Source organism: Streptomyces sp. NPDC057617, from assembly GCF_042800555.1.
Lineage (GTDB): Bacteria > Actinomycetota > Actinomycetes > Streptomycetales > Streptomycetaceae > Streptomyces.
Map to the genome: position 1 here is coordinate 222,069 of NZ_JBHVGV010000010.1, position 16,014 is coordinate 238,082.

A 16,014-nucleotide genomic window follows, 5' to 3' on the forward strand; every position below is an offset into this window, starting at 1 on the left:
GCCGCGCCCCCCCTCCCCCCCCCCCCGCCCCGGGGCCTGTCCAAGGGCGCTCGGGCGCGCTCGGGTGCTCATTCCGTCCCAGCGGGCGGGCGCCGACAGGCCCGTACCCCCCGGGCGGTTAGGCTCGTGCCGCAAGGCCAATGAGGCCCTGCACTCCACGCGTCACATCCCAGAAGGAGATGCTCGTGCCGTCCATCGACGTCGTCGTAGCCCGGGAAATCCTGGACTCCCGAGGCAACCCCACGGTCGAGGTCGAGGTCGGCCTCGACGACGGCAGCACCGGCCGTGCTGCCGTCCCCTCCGGTGCCTCCACCGGTGCGTTCGAGGCCGTGGAACTCCGTGACGGAGACCCCAAGCGCTACCTGGGCAAGGGGGTCGAGAAGGCCGTCCTCGCGGTCATCGAGCAGCTCGGCCCGGAGCTGGTGGGCTACGACGCCACCGAGCAGCGTCTGATCGACCAGGCCATGATCGATCTGGACGCCACCGAGAACAAGGGCTCGCTGGGCGCCAACGCGATCCTCGGTGTCTCCCTCGCCGTCGCGCACGCCGCCTCCGAGGCCTCCGACCTCCCGCTCTTCCGCTACCTGGGCGGCCCGAACGCGCACCTGCTGCCCGTTCCGATGATGAACATCCTGAACGGTGGCTCGCACGCCGACTCCAATGTGGACATCCAGGAGTTCATGATCGCCCCGATCGGCGCGGAGTCCTTCTCCGAGGCGCTGCGCTGGGGCGCCGAGGTCTACCACACCCTCAAGAAGGTCCTGAAGCAGAAGGGCCTCTCCACCGGCCTGGGCGACGAGGGCGGCTTCGCGCCGAACCTGGAGTCCAACCGCGCCGCGCTCGACCTGATCCTCGAGGCCATCAAGGAAGCCGGTTACGTTCCCGGCCGCGACATCGCGCTCGCGCTCGACGTCGCCGCGTCCGAGTTCTACAAGGACGGCTCGTACGAGTTCGAGGGCAAGTCGCGCTCGGCCGCCGAGATGACCGAGTACTACGAGGAGCTGGTCGCCGCGTACCCGCTCGTCTCCATCGAGGACCCGCTCTTCGAGGACGACTGGGCCGGCTGGAAGGTCATCACGGACAAGCTCGGCTCCAAGGTGCAGATCGTCGGCGACGACCTGTTCGTGACCAACCCGGAGCGGCTGGCGCGCGGTATCGAGGAGGGCTCGGCGAACGCCCTGCTCGTCAAGGTCAACCAGATCGGCTCGCTGACCGAGACCCTGGACGCGGTCGAACTGGCGCAGCGCAACGGCTTCAAGTGCATGATGTCCCACCGGTCCGGCGAGACCGAGGACGTCACGATCGCCGACCTGGCCGTCGCGGTGAACTGCGGCCAGATCAAGACCGGCGCCCCGGCCCGCTCGGACCGCGTCGCCAAGTACAACCAGCTGCTGCGGATCGAGGAGATCCTCGACGACGCGGCGGTGTACGCGGGGCGCAGCGCGTTCCCGCGGTTCCGCTCCGCGTAAGGCCGCACGGCCCGCGCAGGGCTTGCGCTCCGCATGAGCGCCGGCGCGGCGCGGTCGCGGCAGCCGGGGGGCGTCCCGCCGGTGCCCTCCTGCCCGTCCCGTACCGCCCGTCGTCGTACGTCCCCGGCCCCGGTCCCGTACCGTGTCCGGGGACGTACGTACATGACAGGGGAGGCGAGCCATGGCCGGGAACCGGGACCGGTTCTCCACCGCGACCAGGCTGCGGCTGCTCGGCGAGCAGACCGCCGCCCGTGTCTACCGCTCGCAGAACCGCCGCCAGGACCGCCGCTCCCGGCTCACCGGCCGGGCGGCCTTTCTCGCCCTGGTCATGTGCACACTGGTGGTGGCGCTCGCGTATCCGACACGGCAGTTCGTGTCGCAGCGGAACGAGATCGCCGAGCAGGAGCGGCTGACCCGCGAGGCCCGGCAGCGGGTCGAGGAGCTGCGCGACGAGAAGGCGCGGCTGCAGGACGACGCGTACATCCAGCGGCTGGCCCGGGAGCATCTCCACTATGTGATGCCGGGGGAGACCGGATACACCATGATCGACCCGGACGCGGCGCGGAAGCGCCAGGAGGACCGGGAGGCGACGGACCGCCCCTGGTACTCGAATGTCCTGGAGGACGTGGACAACGCGGACCGCCCGGAGCGGTAGCACACTCGTAGCCACGACTCGCAGCCACCACTCGCAGCCACCACTTATGGACGGCACCACTCGTAGACAGTCGGGTCCTTGAGACATCTCAGGACCGGTACGTACGCACAATCGCACGCAGAACCAAGGCAGGCATGGACACCCCTCCCCCGCAGACCGAACGCACCGAACCCACCGAGGCGGACGTCGCCGCGTTCGAGGAACAGCTCGGCCGCCCGCCGCGCGGCCTGCGGGCCATCGCGCACCGCTGCCCCTGCGGGCAGCCGGATGTGGTCGAGACCGCGCCCCGGCTCCCCGACGGCACGCCCTTCCCCACGACGTACTACCTGACCTGCCCGCGCGCCGCCTCGGCCATCGGCACGCTGGAGGCGAACGGCGTCATGAAGGAGATGACCGAGCGCCTCGCGGCCGACCCCGAACTGGCGGCGGCGTACCGCGCGGCGCACGAGGACTATCTGGCGCGCCGTGACGCCATCGAGGTGCTGGAGGGCTTCCCCAGCGCGGGCGGGATGCCGGACCGGGTGAAGTGCCTGCACGTCCTGGTCGGGCACTCGCTGGCGGCGGGGCCCGGGGTGAACCCGCTGGGGGACGAGGCGCTGGCGATGCTGCCGGAGTGGTGGGCGAAGGGGCCGTGCGTGACGCCGTGTGCGGCCTCGGGGGTTTCCCGGCATGGGCAGGAGGAGCGCGCGTGACCCGGGTCGCCGCCGTCGACTGCGGTACGAACTCGATCCGCCTGCTGGTCGCCGACGTCCCCTCCGGTACGGGCGAACGTACGGGCCAACTGACCGATCTCGACCGGCGGATGAGGATCGTCCGGCTCGGCCAGGGCGTGGACAGGACCGGCCGGCTCGCCCCCGAAGCGCTGGAGCGTACCTTCGAGGCCTGTCGTGAGTACGCCGCCGTCATCAAGGAACACGGCGCCGAGCGGGTCCGCTTCGTGGCCACCTCCGCCTCGCGCGACGCCGAGAACCGCGACGAGTTCGTCCACGGGGTCCTGGACATCCTGGGCGTGGAGCCCGAGGTGATCACCGGCGACCAGGAGGCGGAGTTCTCCTTCACCGGCGCCACCAGGGAACTGCCGGGCCGGGACAGCTATCTGGTCGTGGACATCGGCGGCGGCTCGACCGAGTTCGTGGTGGGAGACGACCGGGTACGGGCCGCGCGCTCGGTGGACATCGGCTGCGTACGGCTCACCGAGCGGCACCTCCTGCGGAACGGTGTCATCAGCGATCCGCCCAGCGCGGCCGAGATCGCCGCCATACGCGCGGACATCGACGCGGCCCTCGACCTCGCCGAACGTACGGTCCCCCTGCGGGAACCCCGCACCCTGGTCGGCCTCGCCGGCTCGGTGACCACGGTGGCCGGTATCGCCCTGGGGCTGCGCGCGTACGACCCGGCCGCGATCCATCACGCCCGTATCCCCTACGAGCAGGTCAGGTCCATCACCGATCACCTGCTCACCGCCACCCACGCCGAACGCGCCGCCATCCCCGTCATGCACCCGGGCCGCACCGACGTCATCGGCGCCGGCGCCCTCGTCCTCCTGTCCATCATGGAACGGACGTCCGCCCCGGAAGTCGTCGTCAGCGAACACGACATCCTGGACGGCATCGCCTGGAAGGCCGCGGAGGACGCGCGCTAGCTGCCCGGCCGCGATGAGCCGGGTCGGCTCAGTTGTGCCACAAAATTGTGATACCTTTGCTGCATGGTAGCCCTTAACGAGCATGCCGTGGGTCTGCGGGAGCTGCGCCACAGGACGAGTGAGGTGCTGGCTCGGGTCCGGCACGGCGAGACGGTCGACGTGACCGAGTACGGTCGCCTGGTGGCGCGGATCGTGCCGGTGGAGGAGCGGGAGGCGACGCCGGTGCTGGACCGGCTCGCGGCGGAGGGCAAGGTGCGGGCCGCGGTGCGCCCCGGCTACCGGCCGCGGATGCGGGCGGGTGACGGCACTGACCGGCTGGGTGACGCGCTGGCCGCGTTGCGGGACGAGGAGCCCTGGTGAGTCTCTATTACGTCGACACCTCCGCGGCGCTGAAGCTGCTGGTGGAGGAGAGCCACTCCAAGGCGTTCGCCGAGTTCTACGACAGAGCCACGGGTGCGACATGGGTGAGCTCGACGCTTCTCCGCATCGACGTGATGCGAGCGGTCACAAGGGTGTTCCCGGCCTTGCTGCCCGACGCGCGGGATCTGCTTCTCGCCTTCGACTTCGTCAGCATCGACGACGACATTGTGGACGCGGCGATGAACGAACCGGATCGCATGCTGCGTTCACTGGACGCTGTCCATCTGGCCACCGCCCGGGTGCTCGGGACGGATGTGACGGGCCTGGCGACCTACGACGACCGGTTGGCCGCCGCCGGCAAGGACGCCGGCTTCGAGATCGTCAGCCCGCGCGGCTGACGGGTGCGCGACCTCGTTCCGGGGGTGGCTCGGGCGTTCGCGGCGGGGCCCGGAAGAAAGTTCGTGAAGTTCTTCACAAGGAATTCGATCCTCTTGGGTGCCGTGGGCGATCCATGTGGTCGCTCAAGGGTGTTGGAGGGGCACCGGGGCCTTATACCGGGCGGTTCCGGACTCGTTACGGGCGGATGAACCGGATGGGTGGTTCGGGGGCCCGCGAGGGCGGAGGGCCAGCTCACAAGGGGTGAGCAACGACCGGGCGGGGCGCGTGGTTCCCCGGGGTCGGCATGATGTCGATCACGTGAGCCGCGCAGTGTAGCACCATAGAGCGATGACCTTGTGAAGGGGCTCACGAGCACCCCCTCCGAGGGGGGTGGATACTCGATGGCATGAGCACCACGGAGCGTCCCAGGATCCTCGTTGTAGGCGGTGGGTACGTAGGCCTGTACGCAGCTCGTCGCATTCTGAAGAAGATGCGCTACGGGGAGGCGACCCTCACGGTCGTGGACCCGCGCTCGTACATGACGTACCAGCCCTTCCTCCCCGAAGCCGCCGCCGGCAGCATTTCGCCTCGGCATGTCGTCGTACCGCTGCGACGCGTGCTGCCCAAGGCTGAGGTGCTCACCGGCCGAGTCACCACCATCGACCAGGACCGCAAGGTCGCCACGGTCGCCCCGCTCGTCGGCGAGGCGTACGAGCTGCCCTTCGACTATCTGATCGTGGCGCTCGGCGCGGTCTCCCGTACCTTCCCGATCCCCGGCCTCGCCGAGCAGGGCATCGGTATGAAGGGGATCGAAGAGGCCATCGGGCTGCGCAACCACGTTCTGGAGCAGCTCGACAAGGCCGACTCCACCACCGACGAGGACGTCCGCCGCAAGGCGCTCACCTTCGTCTTCGTGGGCGGCGGCTTCGCCGGCGCGGAGACCGTCGGTGAGGTCGAGGACCTGGCGCGCGACGCGGCCAAGTACTACACCAGCGTCAAGCGCGAGGACATGCGCTTCCTGCTCGTTGATGTCGCCGACAAGATCCTTCCCGAGGTCGGCCCGAAGCTGGGCACCTGGGGCAAGGAGCACCTTGAGAGCCGCGGTGTCGAGGTCTACCTCAAGACCGGTATGGACTCCTGCGTCGACGGCCATGTCGTGCTGAACAACGGCGTGGAGGTCGACTCCAACACCATCGTGTGGACCGCCGGCGTCAAGCCCAACCCGGCGCTCACCCGGTACGGTCTGCCGCTCGGCCCGCGCGGCCATGTCGACACCAGCGAGAAGCTCCAGGTGCGCGGCACCGACTACATCTGGGCCGCCGGCGACAACGCCCAGGTCCCGGACGCCGCCGCCCGCCGGGCCGGGGTCGAGAACGCCTGGTGCCCGCCGAACGCCCAGCACGCCCTGCGCCAGGCCCGTGTCCTCGGCGACAACGTCATCTCCGGTATGCGGGGCTTCCCGCAGAAGGAGTACAGCCACGCCAACAAGGGCGCCGTCGCCGGTCTCGGTCTGCACAAGGGCGTCGCGATGATCGTCATGGGCAAGATGAAGATCAGGCTCCGCGGCCGGCTCGCGTGGTACATGCACCGCACCTACCACGGTCTGGCCATGCCGACCTGGAACCGCAAGATCCGGGTCTTCGCCGACTGGACGCTGGCGATGTTCCTCAAGCGCGAGGTCGTCTCGCTCGGCGCGATGGAGACTCCGCGCGAGGAGTTCTACGAGGCCGCCAAGCCCAACCCGCCGGCCGTCGCCGCCGTCACGCAGACCCCGGAGAAGGCCAAGGCGTCCTGACGCCGGGTCCGGCAACCGCGTACGGCACAACAGCGCGTACGGCACAACAACTGGCATACGAGTACGAGAAGGGCCGCCCGCCATCCGTGGTGCGGGCGGCTTTTCTCGTATCTGCCTCGTGTCCGCCTGGTGTCCGCCTCGAATGTGCCTCGCGTCCGCCTCGTGTCCGCCCGCCGTGGCGGGGGATAAACAGCGCACACCGCCACGAAAGTGTGTGGTGGATGCAGCCATTTTGCCCGCCCATTGCGAGCCGCCGGGACTGCATCCGTACCCGACCGGTGTTTACGTGGTGTTGAGCATGTCCGTATCCGCCACCACGGAGGTGTGCGCCATGGCCGACGCCGCGCTGCGGCTGACCACTCTCGCCGAAGAGTTGCTGGGAGCCCCGCTCCCGGTCCGTATCCGCGCCTGGGACGGCAGCGAATCGGGTCCCCCGGACGCCCCGGCCCTGATCATCCGTAACCGCCGTGCCCTGCGCCGGCTCCTGTGGAAGCCCGGCGAGCTGGGACTCGCCCGCGCCTGGGTGGCCGGTGAGATCGATGTGGACGGCGATCTGTACGCGGTCCTCGACCGGCTCGCCGGGCTCCTCTGGGAGCGGGGCGCCGACGCCAAGGACACGGTCCATCCCGTACGCGACCCCCGGATGCGCGCCGCCGGGGCCGAACTGCTGCGCATCGCGGGACCCTGGCCGCCGCCCGCCCCGCCGGCCGAGGAGGTACGGCGGCGCTCCGGAGCCCTGCACACCAAGCGCCGCGACAGGCAGGCGATCAGCCACCACTACGACGTGGGCAACGACTTCTACGAGCTGGTGCTCGGCCCGTCCATGGTCTACTCGTGCGCCTACTGGGACAACGGCGGCGGCAGCGACGGCGGCAAGGATGCCGACGGCGGCGAGTTCACCCTCGAAGACGCACAGCGCGACAAGCTCGACCTGATCTGCCGCAAGCTCGCACTGACGGAGGGGCAGCGGCTGCTCGACGTGGGCTGCGGCTGGGGCTCCATGGCCATCCACGCCGCCCGCGAGTACGGCGTCCGCGTCACCGGGGTCACGCTCTCCCGGGAACAGGCGACGTACGCGCGCAAGCGCATCGCGGAGGAGGGGCTGGCCGACCTGATCGAGATCCGCGTCCAGGACTACCGGGACGTCAGGGACGGCCCGTACGACGCGATCTCCTCCATCGGCATGGCCGAACACGTCGGCTCCGTCCGCTACCGCGAGTACGCCGACGACCTCTACGCCCTCCTCAAGCCGGGCGGGCGGCTGCTCAACCACCAGATCGCCCGCCGCCCCGAACCGGACGAAGAGGCCTACCGCGTCGACGAGTTCATCGACGCGTACGTCTTCCCCGACGGCGAGCTGGCCCCGCTCGGGCGGACCGTGGCCACGCTGGAGGAGGCGGGCTTCGAGGCCCGCGACGTGGAGTCGATCCGCGAGCACTACGCGCTGACCCTGCGCCGCTGGGTGGCGAACCTGGAGAAGCACTGGGACCGGGCGGTACGGAGCACCTCCCCCGGCCGCGCCCGGGTCTGGCGCCTCTACATGGCCGCGTCGGCGGTCTCCTTCGAGCACAACAGGATCGGCGTCAACCAGATCCTGGCCGTGAAGACCCCGGAGAACGGGGTCTCCGGGATGCCGAGGCGCGCCCGGGTCTGGGGGGCATAGTCCGTGTGTGACACGGCCTAGCAGGAAGGGCCGGAACGGAAGGGCCGGACCCCGTGCGGGGATCCGGCCCTTCGTACGGCACATCACCTACCGGCTGCGCCGTGCCCATCCGTGCCTGTCCGTGCCATCCGTGCCTACTCCGTCTTGATCGCCGTCAGCATGTTCAGCCTCGCGGCGCTGCGCGCCGGCCAGAGCGCGGCCAGCACTCCCACCAGCCCGGCCAGCACCAGGAAGATCCCGATCCGGTCCCACGGGATGACCAGGGCGTACCCCGGGATCGAGTCCTTGAAGGTCTCGCCGATCGCCCAGGCCAGGAAGGACCCGAGCCCCACCCCGATCACCGCGCCGAAGAGCGAGATCACCACGGCCTCCAGCCGGATCATCCGCTTGACCTTGCGGCGGTCCAGGCCGATCGCCCGCAGCATGCCGATCTCCTGCTGCCGCTCGAAGACCGACATCGCCAGGGTGTTGACGACTCCGAGGACGGCGATGATCAGGGCCATGCCCAGCAGGCCGTACAAGATGTTCAGCGCGGTGTTGATGAAGCCGCCGAAGGTGTTCCTGATGTCCTGCTGGTCGTTGAAAACGATGCCCGGGTTGTCGCCCAGCGCGTCCACCAGCGCCTGCTCATGGGCGGCGCTCGCGCCCCCGTCCATCTTCACCCAGATCTCGGGTATGTGCGGCTTGGTCTCGTGCGGGGTGATCAGGTCGCGGGAGATCAGCAGCGGCGACAGGAACTCGTTCGCCTGGTAGACCGCGCCGACCTTCAGCCGCGCGGACTTGCCGTCGACGTAGGTCACTTCGACGGTGTCGCCGGGGTTCCAGCCGTTGGACTCGGCGGTCTTGTCGGCGACCGCGATCGCGCCCTCCTTCAGGGAGTCCAGCGAACCGGAGAGACCGTTGAAGGCAAAGACCTGCTCGATGTCGCCGGGGGTGACCGCGGAGGCGGCGCTGAACTGCCCCTTGATCTCCAGTGAGGTGGCCTGCTGCGGGGAGAGCGCGGTCACGCCGGGGACCTTCTCCAGCGCGGTCAGCGCCGACTGGTCCAACGGGCCGCCGCTCGCCATGGTGACCATGTAGTCGGCCCTGATGTTGTCCGTGGTCATCTTGTCCACGGCCTGGCCGATGGTGACACCGATCACGGTGAGACCGGTGACCAGGGTGAGCCCGATGGCCAGTGCGGAGGCGGTGGCTCCGGTACGGCGCGGATTGCGGACCGCGTTCTGCCCCGCCAGCTTGCCGGCGACCCCGAACACCCGGTGCAGCAGCGGCCGTACGAGCGCGATCACCGGCCGTGAGAGCAGCGGGATCAGCACGATGACACCGATCATCGTCAGGAACGCGCCGCCGCCGATCAGCAGCCGGCCGTCGTCGGCGCCCGCCGCCGCGCCCCCGATGATCAGGGCCGCGCCGAGCAGAGTGAGCACCCCGCCGATGGAGTTCCGTACGACCAGCGACCGGGTGGTGGCCACCGCGTGCACACTGCTCATCGCCGCCACCGGCGGGATCTTCGCGGCCCTGCGGGCGGGCAGCCAGGCCGCGATCAGGGTGATCAGCACACCGACCGCGAAGGCCGCGCCGACCGCGGTCGGCGAGACCACCAGCGGACCTGCGGGCATCCGCGCGCCGAACGCGCCCAACGCGGACCGCAGTCCGGTCGCCAGACCGAGACCGAGCAGGAAGCCGACCGCCGAGGCGATCGCGCCGACGACCGCCGCCTCGGCCAGCACCGAGCGCTTGACCTGGCGGCGGGAGGCGCCGACGGCGCGCAGCAGCGCCAGCTCCTTGGTGCGCTGGGCGACCAGCATGGTGAAGGTGTTGGAGATCAGGAACACCCCGACGAACAGGGCGATGGCGGCGAAGGCGAGCAGCATCTGATTGAGGGCGGAGAGCCCCGACTCGATGTCCGCGGCCTGCTGGTCGGCGAGCTGCTTGCCGGTCTGCGCCTCGGCGTTGTCGCCGAGCAGGCCCTTGACCTGGCTCAGGATCGCGCTGTCGGAGGCGCCGGGCGCCGCGGCGACCGTGGCGTCCATGAAGTAGCCGGGCTCCAGATAGAGCTTCTGGGCGACGGCGGTGTCGAAGAGTACGAGGCTGCCGCCCGCGTTGACCGCGCCGTCCTCGGTGGTGAAGATGCCGGCGAGGGTGAACTCCTGTACCGGACCGTTGGTGGCGACACGCACCCGGTCGCCGACCTTGTACTCGCCCGTCGCGGCCGTGGCCTTGTCGAGCGCGATCTGGTCGTCGCGGACGGGGCCCGAGCCGGTGGTGAAGGTGTACGCGGGGTCCTTGCCGTCCGCGCCGGGCGCGAAGTTGCCACCGGTGGTGGCCCAGCCGTTGCCGATGAGCTTGCCGTCCGGGTCGGCGACCCCGGCGAAGCCGTCGACACGGCCGGTGACCGAGGCGACGCCCTCGACGGCGCCGATCTTCTTCAGCGTCTGCTCGCTGAGGCCGGGGCTCTTCTTCTCCCCGCCCTTCTTCTCGCCGTTGACGGGGCGTCTGCCGTTGTCGCGGCTGTCGTGCGACGAGACGGCGACGGCGACGTCCTTGTAGCTCTTGGCCGACTGGTTGCGGAAGGCGTTGCCGATGGTGTCGGTGAAGACCAGGGTGCCGGAGACGAAGGCCACGCCGAGCATGACGGCGAGCACGGTCATCAGCAGTCTGGCCTTGTGCGCGAGCACAGTGCGCAGGGCGGTACGGAACATGGTGGGAGTCCTGGTGGAATGGGCCGGGCGAGTGAGGTACGGGAGAGCGCGCGGGTGTGGGGCGCGGGCGGCCGGTACGGGTGCGCGGGTACGGATACGGGGCGGGGGCCGTGGGTGCTACGGGCGTGCGGGTGCCGTGGGTGGAAGGTGCCGGGTGATCCGGCGTCAGCTCGTACGGCCCTTGGCGTCGAAGGCCTTCATCCGGTCTAGTACGCCCTCGGCGCTCGGGTGCAGCATCTCGTCGACTATCTGGCCGTCGGCGAGGAAGATCACCCGGTCCGAGTAGGAGGCGGCGACCGGGTCGTGGGTCACCACGACGACCGTCTGCCCCAGCTCCCGTACCGAGTTGCGCAGGAAGCCCAGCACCTCGGCGCCGGCCCGCGAGTCCAGATTGCCGGTCGGTTCGTCGCCGAAGATGATCTCCGGCTGGGAGGCCAGCGCGCGGGCGACGGCCACACGCTGCTGCTGACCGCCGGAGAGCTGGGTGGGCCGGTGACTGAGCCGGTCGGCGAGACCGATCATCGCGATCACCTGGTCGAGCCACTGCTTGTCCGGCTTGCGGCCGGCTATGTCCATCGGAAGCGTGATGTTCTCCAGAGCCGTCAGCGTCGGCAGCAGATTGAACGCCTGGAAGATGAAGCCGATCTTGTCCCGGCGCAACTGGGTGAGCTGCTTGTCCTTGAGCGTGGACAGTTCGGTGTCACCGAGCCGTACGGACCCGCTGCTGAAGCTGTCGAGACCGGCGACGCAGTGCATCAGGGTGGACTTGCCGGAGCCCGAAGGCCCCATGATCGCGGTGAATTCACCCTGGACGAAGTCCACGGTGACCCGGTCGAGGGCGACCACCTGGGTCTCGCCCTGTCCATAGACCTTCGACAGCTCGGAGGCGCGCGCGGCCACCGCGGTGGCGCGGTGGGCGATCGGGGTGGTGGTCACGGGGGAACTCTCCTGTCGGATGCGCTGTGGGAACGTCTCCATCCTCTTGGGCGCCGGAGCGCGAGTCGTCCGTCCCGATGCCCGTTCCCGGGGCCCTCTTGGGTCTGACCGCCGGGCGCCGCCCTCCTCCTGCGGTATGACACAGCCCCTGAGACGCCTTCACCCGGAGTTGGAGGCCCACTGCGGGGCCGGCGGGGACCGATGGAGGACCCACGGAGGACCCGCGAAGGACCCGCAGTGAACCCGCGACTGTGCCAAATGAGTGACCGGGCGGCGACTTTTCGTCATTCCTGCGGGCAGGAGGACGAGATGACCACCCGCGCCCGGCATGTGCGGATGGCTCCGTACGTGCCCTGACGCACCCTCAGACGTCAATAAAATAAGACAACATCGGGTTGCCGCTCGGCTGTTCGAGTGGTGTGTCCCGATAGGCTCATGTGCCAACGCGGCGTCGCGCGTGCCCGGATGGTGGAATGCAGACACGGCGAGCTTAAACCTCGCTGCCCCTCGGGGGCGTACCGGTTCAAGTCCGGTTCCGGGCACATCACACGCGAAACGGTCGGCGGTGTTGGACGGTCAGCGCTCGGTGGGGATCCGCTCCAACCAGCGCAGTAGCGCCATCATGATCCGTCCCTTGCCCGACATGCTCTTGAGCATGTACAGCGCGTCCTCGTTGTTCGGTTCCTCGGACAGCAATCGGCGCAGGAGCCGGATGCCGGCCTTCCTGTCCCCGTCGTGCCAGTACCAGTGGGCGAGTTCGATCTGGGTTCCCGCGTGCCATGGATCGAGCCCCAGTGCGATGTCGAACGATTCGCGCGCGGTGTCCCACCGGTCGAGCATCCGGGCCGCGGTGCCGCGGATCATGTGCGCCTCGGGGTCGTCGGGGCCGAGCCGGACCGCGCGGCCGGCCACTTGGAAGGCCTCGTACGGGCGTCCGTGGTACGCCAGCCAATGGGACAGGCTGACATGGGCCCGCACGTCGTCAGGGTCCAGCCGTACGGTCTCACGGGCGGCCGCCACGGCCTCGTCGAGCCGGCCGAGGTGCCCGAAAGCCTGGGCCCGCTGCCACCAGGAGCAGGGATGCTCGGGGTCGAGGCGGAGTACCTCGGCGGCTGCCTCAAGGGTGCTTTCGTAGTCACGGCATTCGAGGTGACAGCGTGCCAGCATGCATCTGGCGCCCACGTCGTCAGGTTGCGCCGCGAGCAGTCTCGCCAGCTCCGCCCGTGCCCGGTCGGCACGGCCGCTGTCGACGAGAAGTTCTATCCGTTCGAGCTGCACGAGGCGACATCCTAGGCAGACGCATCAGCCGCCGGACGGGCTGAGGCTGCCGATGAAGCCCCACCGTTGGCCCCACCGCCGTTGGAGTGAGGCGTCGCACCCGTGTGACGTCACGATCCCGGAAAGATCCTCCCCCAGCACTAGGGCGTACCCTTTGCGTCCCTATTACTCTTGTGGCAAGGCCGCGCAGGGTGGCCATGGAGGAGTGAGATGAGGAGCAGTAACCCGGTCTTCTCGCGACGGGGCTTCAGCCGCGACAACGGTCACGCGGGCTTCAACGCGGCGCCGGCCGGGGGCCCCGCCGTAGGAACGAACCCGTACGCGACCAACCCCTACGCGACCAACCCGTACGCCCCGCAGCAGGGCGCTCCGTACGGTGCGGGGCCGCAGGCGCCCGCGCGCACCGACGTCATGACGATCGACGACGTCGTGACCCGTACCGGCATGTCGCTGGGCACGGTCGTCCTCACGGCGGTTCTCTCGTGGGTCCTTCTGCCGGTCGACGAGGCCAACCTCGGCAAGTCGTACGGCATCGCGATCGGCGCCGCCCTGATCGCGATGGTCCTCTCGCTGGTCCAGTCCTTCAAGCGCCGGCCGACTCCGGCGCTGATTCTCGCGTACGCCGCCTTCGAGGGCGTCTTCCTCGGCGTCATCAGCAGCGCGGTGAGCACGTACATCTCGCCGGGCGTGGTGGTCCAGGCGGTCATGGGCACGATGGCGGTCTTCGCCGGTGTGCTCTTCGCGTACAAGATGCGCTGGATCCGGGTCACCCGCCGCTTCTACGGCTTCGTGATGGCCGCAGCCATGGGCTTCCTGCTCCTGATGGCCGTCAACCTGCTGTTCACCGTCTTCGGCGGCGGTGACGGCCTCGGCTTCCGCAGCGGCGGTCTGGGCATCATCTTCGGCATCATCGGAATCATCCTCGGCGCGTGCTTCCTGGCGCTCGACTTCAAGCAGGTCGAGGACGGCATCGCGTACGGCGCTCCGCGCGAGGAGTCCTGGCTGGCGGCCTTCGGCCTCACGCTGACCCTGGTGTGGATCTACCTGGAGATGCTGCGGGTCCTGTCGATCCTGCAAGGCAACGACTGACGCGGCAACAGGGCAAAGCAGTAAGCGCAAAGGGAAGGGGTCCGTGGGCGACAAGCCCGCGGACCCCTTCCGCTTTGTATCTGTTTGTATTCGTTGACTGGCCGGTCGGTTCAGAGCAGGCGGCGGGCCGCCCGCCTCAGGTCGTACTCATGGACGATCGCCTTCGCGTGCCCATAGGCGAGATTGTGCTCGCTCCTCAGCCAGCTCACCTTCTCCTCGAAACGGACGAGGGCGGGGCCTTCCTCGACGGCGCGCAGCCAGTCGGAGATCTCACGACCGGTGCAGTGAGGGATGCGGGAGAGCATATTGCGATGGGTTTCTTCGGAGAAGACAAGGGACATCGGCGCCTCCGGACGCTCTGCGCGTACTGGTCCTTAACGCCACCGTGCCCGAGCATTGGCCTGTTGGCAACAGTCCCGTAGCCGTTGGCGGCACCGGTCCCGGTCCGGCGGGCGGGCGCGTAGGGTCTGCGGCGTGCTCGATACAACGTCGCTGACGGCCGCCGTGGACCGATTCGCCGACCGGCTGCGGGCCGCTCCGCAGAGCCGGCTCCGGCGCGGGGCGGCGGCCGAGGCACTGGCTCTGGCCAGGGAACTGTCCGTACGCGCCCAGCGGCTGGACGCCCCCGGCGAGGAGCCGCGGATCATGCCGGACGCGGGGGTGTTCGCGGTCGCGGACCAGCTCACGGTCGCGGCGGAGGATCTGGCCGAGGCACTGCGGACGGCCCCGTCCGTGGGGGAACTGGACGAGGCCGTACGGTCGGTCGAGCGGGTGGCCCGCCGTGTGACGCTCTGACAGCGGGCCGCGAACGACAGCGGGTCGCGGGCCGCGAGCTGTGCACTCGTGCGGGTGATGGTTACAGCGAGGCGATGACGCGGTCCGCGAGGACGTAGACGTGCTCGCCGGCCCCCTCGCCGCTCCCGCCGTCGGCGTGCGGGTCCGGGTCCGAACCGCCGCCGTACGAGAACGTCAGGGTGTACGCGCCGGAGACACCCGATCCGCCCAGCAGGTACGGGGCGTCGCCCGCGCGCACCGCCTCGGCGAGCCGTTCGGCGGTCTCGCGGTGGCCCGGGGTCATACAGAGCGTCGTACCGTCCGCGAACACATAGACGTCGAGCGTGCCCAGCGGGCCCGGCCGTACATCGGCGAGCGCGGTACGGGTCTCCGCCAGCTCTTCGAGCCGGGTGATGGTGCGCTCATGGTCGGTGACGACGGGCGTCTGCACCGGTACGAAGTCGGGGTGCGAGGGGTGCCTGCGCCGGGCGGCGGCCAGCTCCGGCGAGTCCTCCGTGAACTCGCCGGCCTCGCCGACACCACCGGACCCGCCCACACCGCTCACCTCATTGATCTCGCTGACCTCATTGATCTCACTGCTGATCCCGCTGAGGTCCGGGTAGCCGGTGAACTCGTCGAGCGCCTCGGCGGCTTCGAGATCCAGGGACTCAAGACCCACGAAGTCCATCTGGCGCGGTACGTAGAACGGCCCGTCCTCGGCGCCCAGACCGCCGAGCCCGCCCAGCAGCGAGGGGGTGTCCGCGGCGTCCCGGGCCTCCTGCGCGGCCCAGAAGGCGCGCGCCTCGGCCAGCTCGCGCTCGCGCTCCTCGGCGAGGGCCTCGGCGACGGCGGTGCGTATGGCGTCGGTATGGGTGGCATGACTGGCGCTTCTGGCCTGCGGTACGGCGCCGGTGAGGCCGCCCGGGTTCGCCGCGGCCAGTTCGCCACGCAGGGCGCTGACCTGCCTGCGCAGCCCGTGGGCGGCGTGCAGAGCGGCGACACCCACGGCTGTGGCGGCGGCTGTGGTCAGCAGCAGGGCAAGAGACATGGCGCTCACTGACTACTCCCGTTCCGATCGATACCCCCGACTTCCTACCTCAGCTTGTCGTGGGCGGGATCCCACTGTCAGTGCATTACGTCACGAAATGGACAGGTCTTTGGGCCTGCTGATTAGCCTCATTGTGGCGCTGACCTGGACAAACAAATCTCCCCCGGGACTAGGTCACATCCTGGGGGAGATTCAGTCACGACTGGGGATCGGTGGGGGTTATCC

The 16,014-nt window shown here is 69.6% G+C and carries 15 protein-coding genes and 1 tRNA gene; 11 read left to right on the plus strand and 5 right to left on the minus strand.

Going from position 1 to position 16,014, the window contains the following annotated elements; genetic code table 11:
* The first annotated feature begins 179 nt into the window (after nucleotides 1-179).
* From eno to ACFU9P_RS25030, 8 genes are all read left to right on the plus strand, one after another.
* Nucleotides 180-1,469 (plus strand): phosphopyruvate hydratase, encoded by a 1,290-nt coding sequence (eno, locus tag ACFU9P_RS24995; RefSeq protein WP_217308316.1) that lies wholly within the window; start codon nucleotides 180-182, stop codon nucleotides 1,467-1,469.
* A gap of 181 nt (nucleotides 1,470-1,650) precedes the next feature.
* On the plus strand, nucleotides 1,651-2,124 hold the full coding sequence (locus tag ACFU9P_RS25000) for a septum formation initiator family protein (RefSeq protein WP_384084605.1): 474 nt from the start codon (nucleotides 1,651-1,653) through the stop codon (nucleotides 2,122-2,124).
* A 134-nt stretch (nucleotides 2,125-2,258) separates the two neighbouring features.
* A complete protein-coding gene (locus ACFU9P_RS25005; protein WP_384084608.1) occupies nucleotides 2,259-2,816 on the plus strand; it encodes a DUF501 domain-containing protein in 558 nt (185 codons plus the stop codon).
* A complete protein-coding gene (locus tag ACFU9P_RS25010) occupies nucleotides 2,813-3,766 on the plus strand; it encodes an exopolyphosphatase (protein WP_384084611.1) in 954 nt (317 codons plus the stop codon). The genes ACFU9P_RS25005 and ACFU9P_RS25010 overlap by 4 nt, the downstream gene beginning before the upstream one ends.
* 63 nt (nucleotides 3,767-3,829) lie before the next feature.
* Complete coding sequence (locus ACFU9P_RS25015) at nucleotides 3,830-4,126, plus strand: type II toxin-antitoxin system Phd/YefM family antitoxin (protein ID WP_384084614.1); 297 nt, start codon at nucleotides 3,830-3,832, stop codon at nucleotides 4,124-4,126.
* On the plus strand, nucleotides 4,123-4,524 hold the full coding sequence (locus tag ACFU9P_RS25020) for a type II toxin-antitoxin system VapC family toxin (RefSeq protein WP_384084617.1): 402 nt from the start codon (nucleotides 4,123-4,125) through the stop codon (nucleotides 4,522-4,524). The genes ACFU9P_RS25015 and ACFU9P_RS25020 overlap by 4 nt, the downstream gene beginning before the upstream one ends.
* Nucleotides 4,525-4,910: 386 nt before the next feature.
* Nucleotides 4,911-6,299, plus strand: coding sequence for an NAD(P)/FAD-dependent oxidoreductase (locus ACFU9P_RS25025; RefSeq protein WP_376375936.1), 1,389 nt, complete (start codon nucleotides 4,911-4,913; stop codon nucleotides 6,297-6,299).
* 331 nt (nucleotides 6,300-6,630) lie between these two features.
* Complete coding sequence (locus ACFU9P_RS25030; RefSeq protein WP_384084807.1) at nucleotides 6,631-7,962, plus strand: class I SAM-dependent methyltransferase; 1,332 nt, start codon at nucleotides 6,631-6,633, stop codon at nucleotides 7,960-7,962.
* A 134-nt stretch (nucleotides 7,963-8,096) separates the two neighbouring features.
* Here ACFU9P_RS25030 and ACFU9P_RS25035 read toward each other — a convergent pair whose 3' ends face one another.
* Nucleotides 8,097-10,664 (minus strand): ABC transporter permease, encoded by a 2,568-nt coding sequence (locus ACFU9P_RS25035; protein ID WP_384084620.1) that lies wholly within the window; start codon nucleotides 10,662-10,664, stop codon nucleotides 8,097-8,099.
* Between the two features lie 165 nt (nucleotides 10,665-10,829).
* Nucleotides 10,830-11,600 carry an ABC transporter ATP-binding protein gene (locus tag ACFU9P_RS25040; RefSeq protein ID WP_384084623.1) on the minus strand — a complete coding sequence of 257 codons (771 nt, stop codon included), beginning with the start codon at nucleotides 11,598-11,600 and terminating at the stop codon, nucleotides 10,830-10,832.
* Nucleotides 11,601-12,059: 459 nt separating this feature from the next.
* Here ACFU9P_RS25040 and ACFU9P_RS25045 point away from each other — a divergent pair.
* Nucleotides 12,060-12,142, plus strand: a tRNA-Leu gene (locus ACFU9P_RS25045).
* A gap of 34 nt (nucleotides 12,143-12,176) precedes the next feature.
* Here ACFU9P_RS25045 and ACFU9P_RS25050 read toward each other — a convergent pair.
* Nucleotides 12,177-12,878, minus strand: a complete 702-nt coding sequence (locus ACFU9P_RS25050; protein ID WP_384084626.1) for a tetratricopeptide repeat protein — start codon at nucleotides 12,876-12,878, stop codon at nucleotides 12,177-12,179.
* A gap of 210 nt (nucleotides 12,879-13,088) precedes the next feature.
* Here ACFU9P_RS25050 and ACFU9P_RS25055 point away from each other — a divergent pair, with 210 nt between their 5' ends.
* Nucleotides 13,089-13,967, plus strand: a complete 879-nt coding sequence (locus tag ACFU9P_RS25055; RefSeq protein ID WP_376375928.1) for a Bax inhibitor-1/YccA family protein — start codon at nucleotides 13,089-13,091, stop codon at nucleotides 13,965-13,967.
* Between the two features lie 110 nt (nucleotides 13,968-14,077).
* Here ACFU9P_RS25055 and ACFU9P_RS25060 read toward each other — a convergent pair whose 3' ends face one another.
* The gene (locus tag ACFU9P_RS25060; RefSeq protein WP_376375926.1) at nucleotides 14,078-14,308 is read right to left on the minus strand and encodes a DUF4287 domain-containing protein; all 231 of its coding nucleotides are present in this window, start codon (nucleotides 14,306-14,308) and stop codon (nucleotides 14,078-14,080) included.
* Nucleotides 14,309-14,441: 133 nt separating this feature from the next.
* Between ACFU9P_RS25060 and ACFU9P_RS25065 the strand changes: the two genes are divergently transcribed.
* Complete coding sequence (locus ACFU9P_RS25065; RefSeq protein ID WP_384084629.1) at nucleotides 14,442-14,762, plus strand: hypothetical protein; 321 nt, start codon at nucleotides 14,442-14,444, stop codon at nucleotides 14,760-14,762.
* 61 nt (nucleotides 14,763-14,823) lie between these two features.
* Here ACFU9P_RS25065 and ACFU9P_RS25070 read toward each other — a convergent pair whose 3' ends face one another.
* A complete protein-coding gene (locus ACFU9P_RS25070; protein ID WP_376375922.1) occupies nucleotides 14,824-15,798 on the minus strand; it encodes a hypothetical protein in 975 nt (324 codons plus the stop codon).
* Nucleotides 15,799-16,014: the final 216 nt, after the last annotated feature.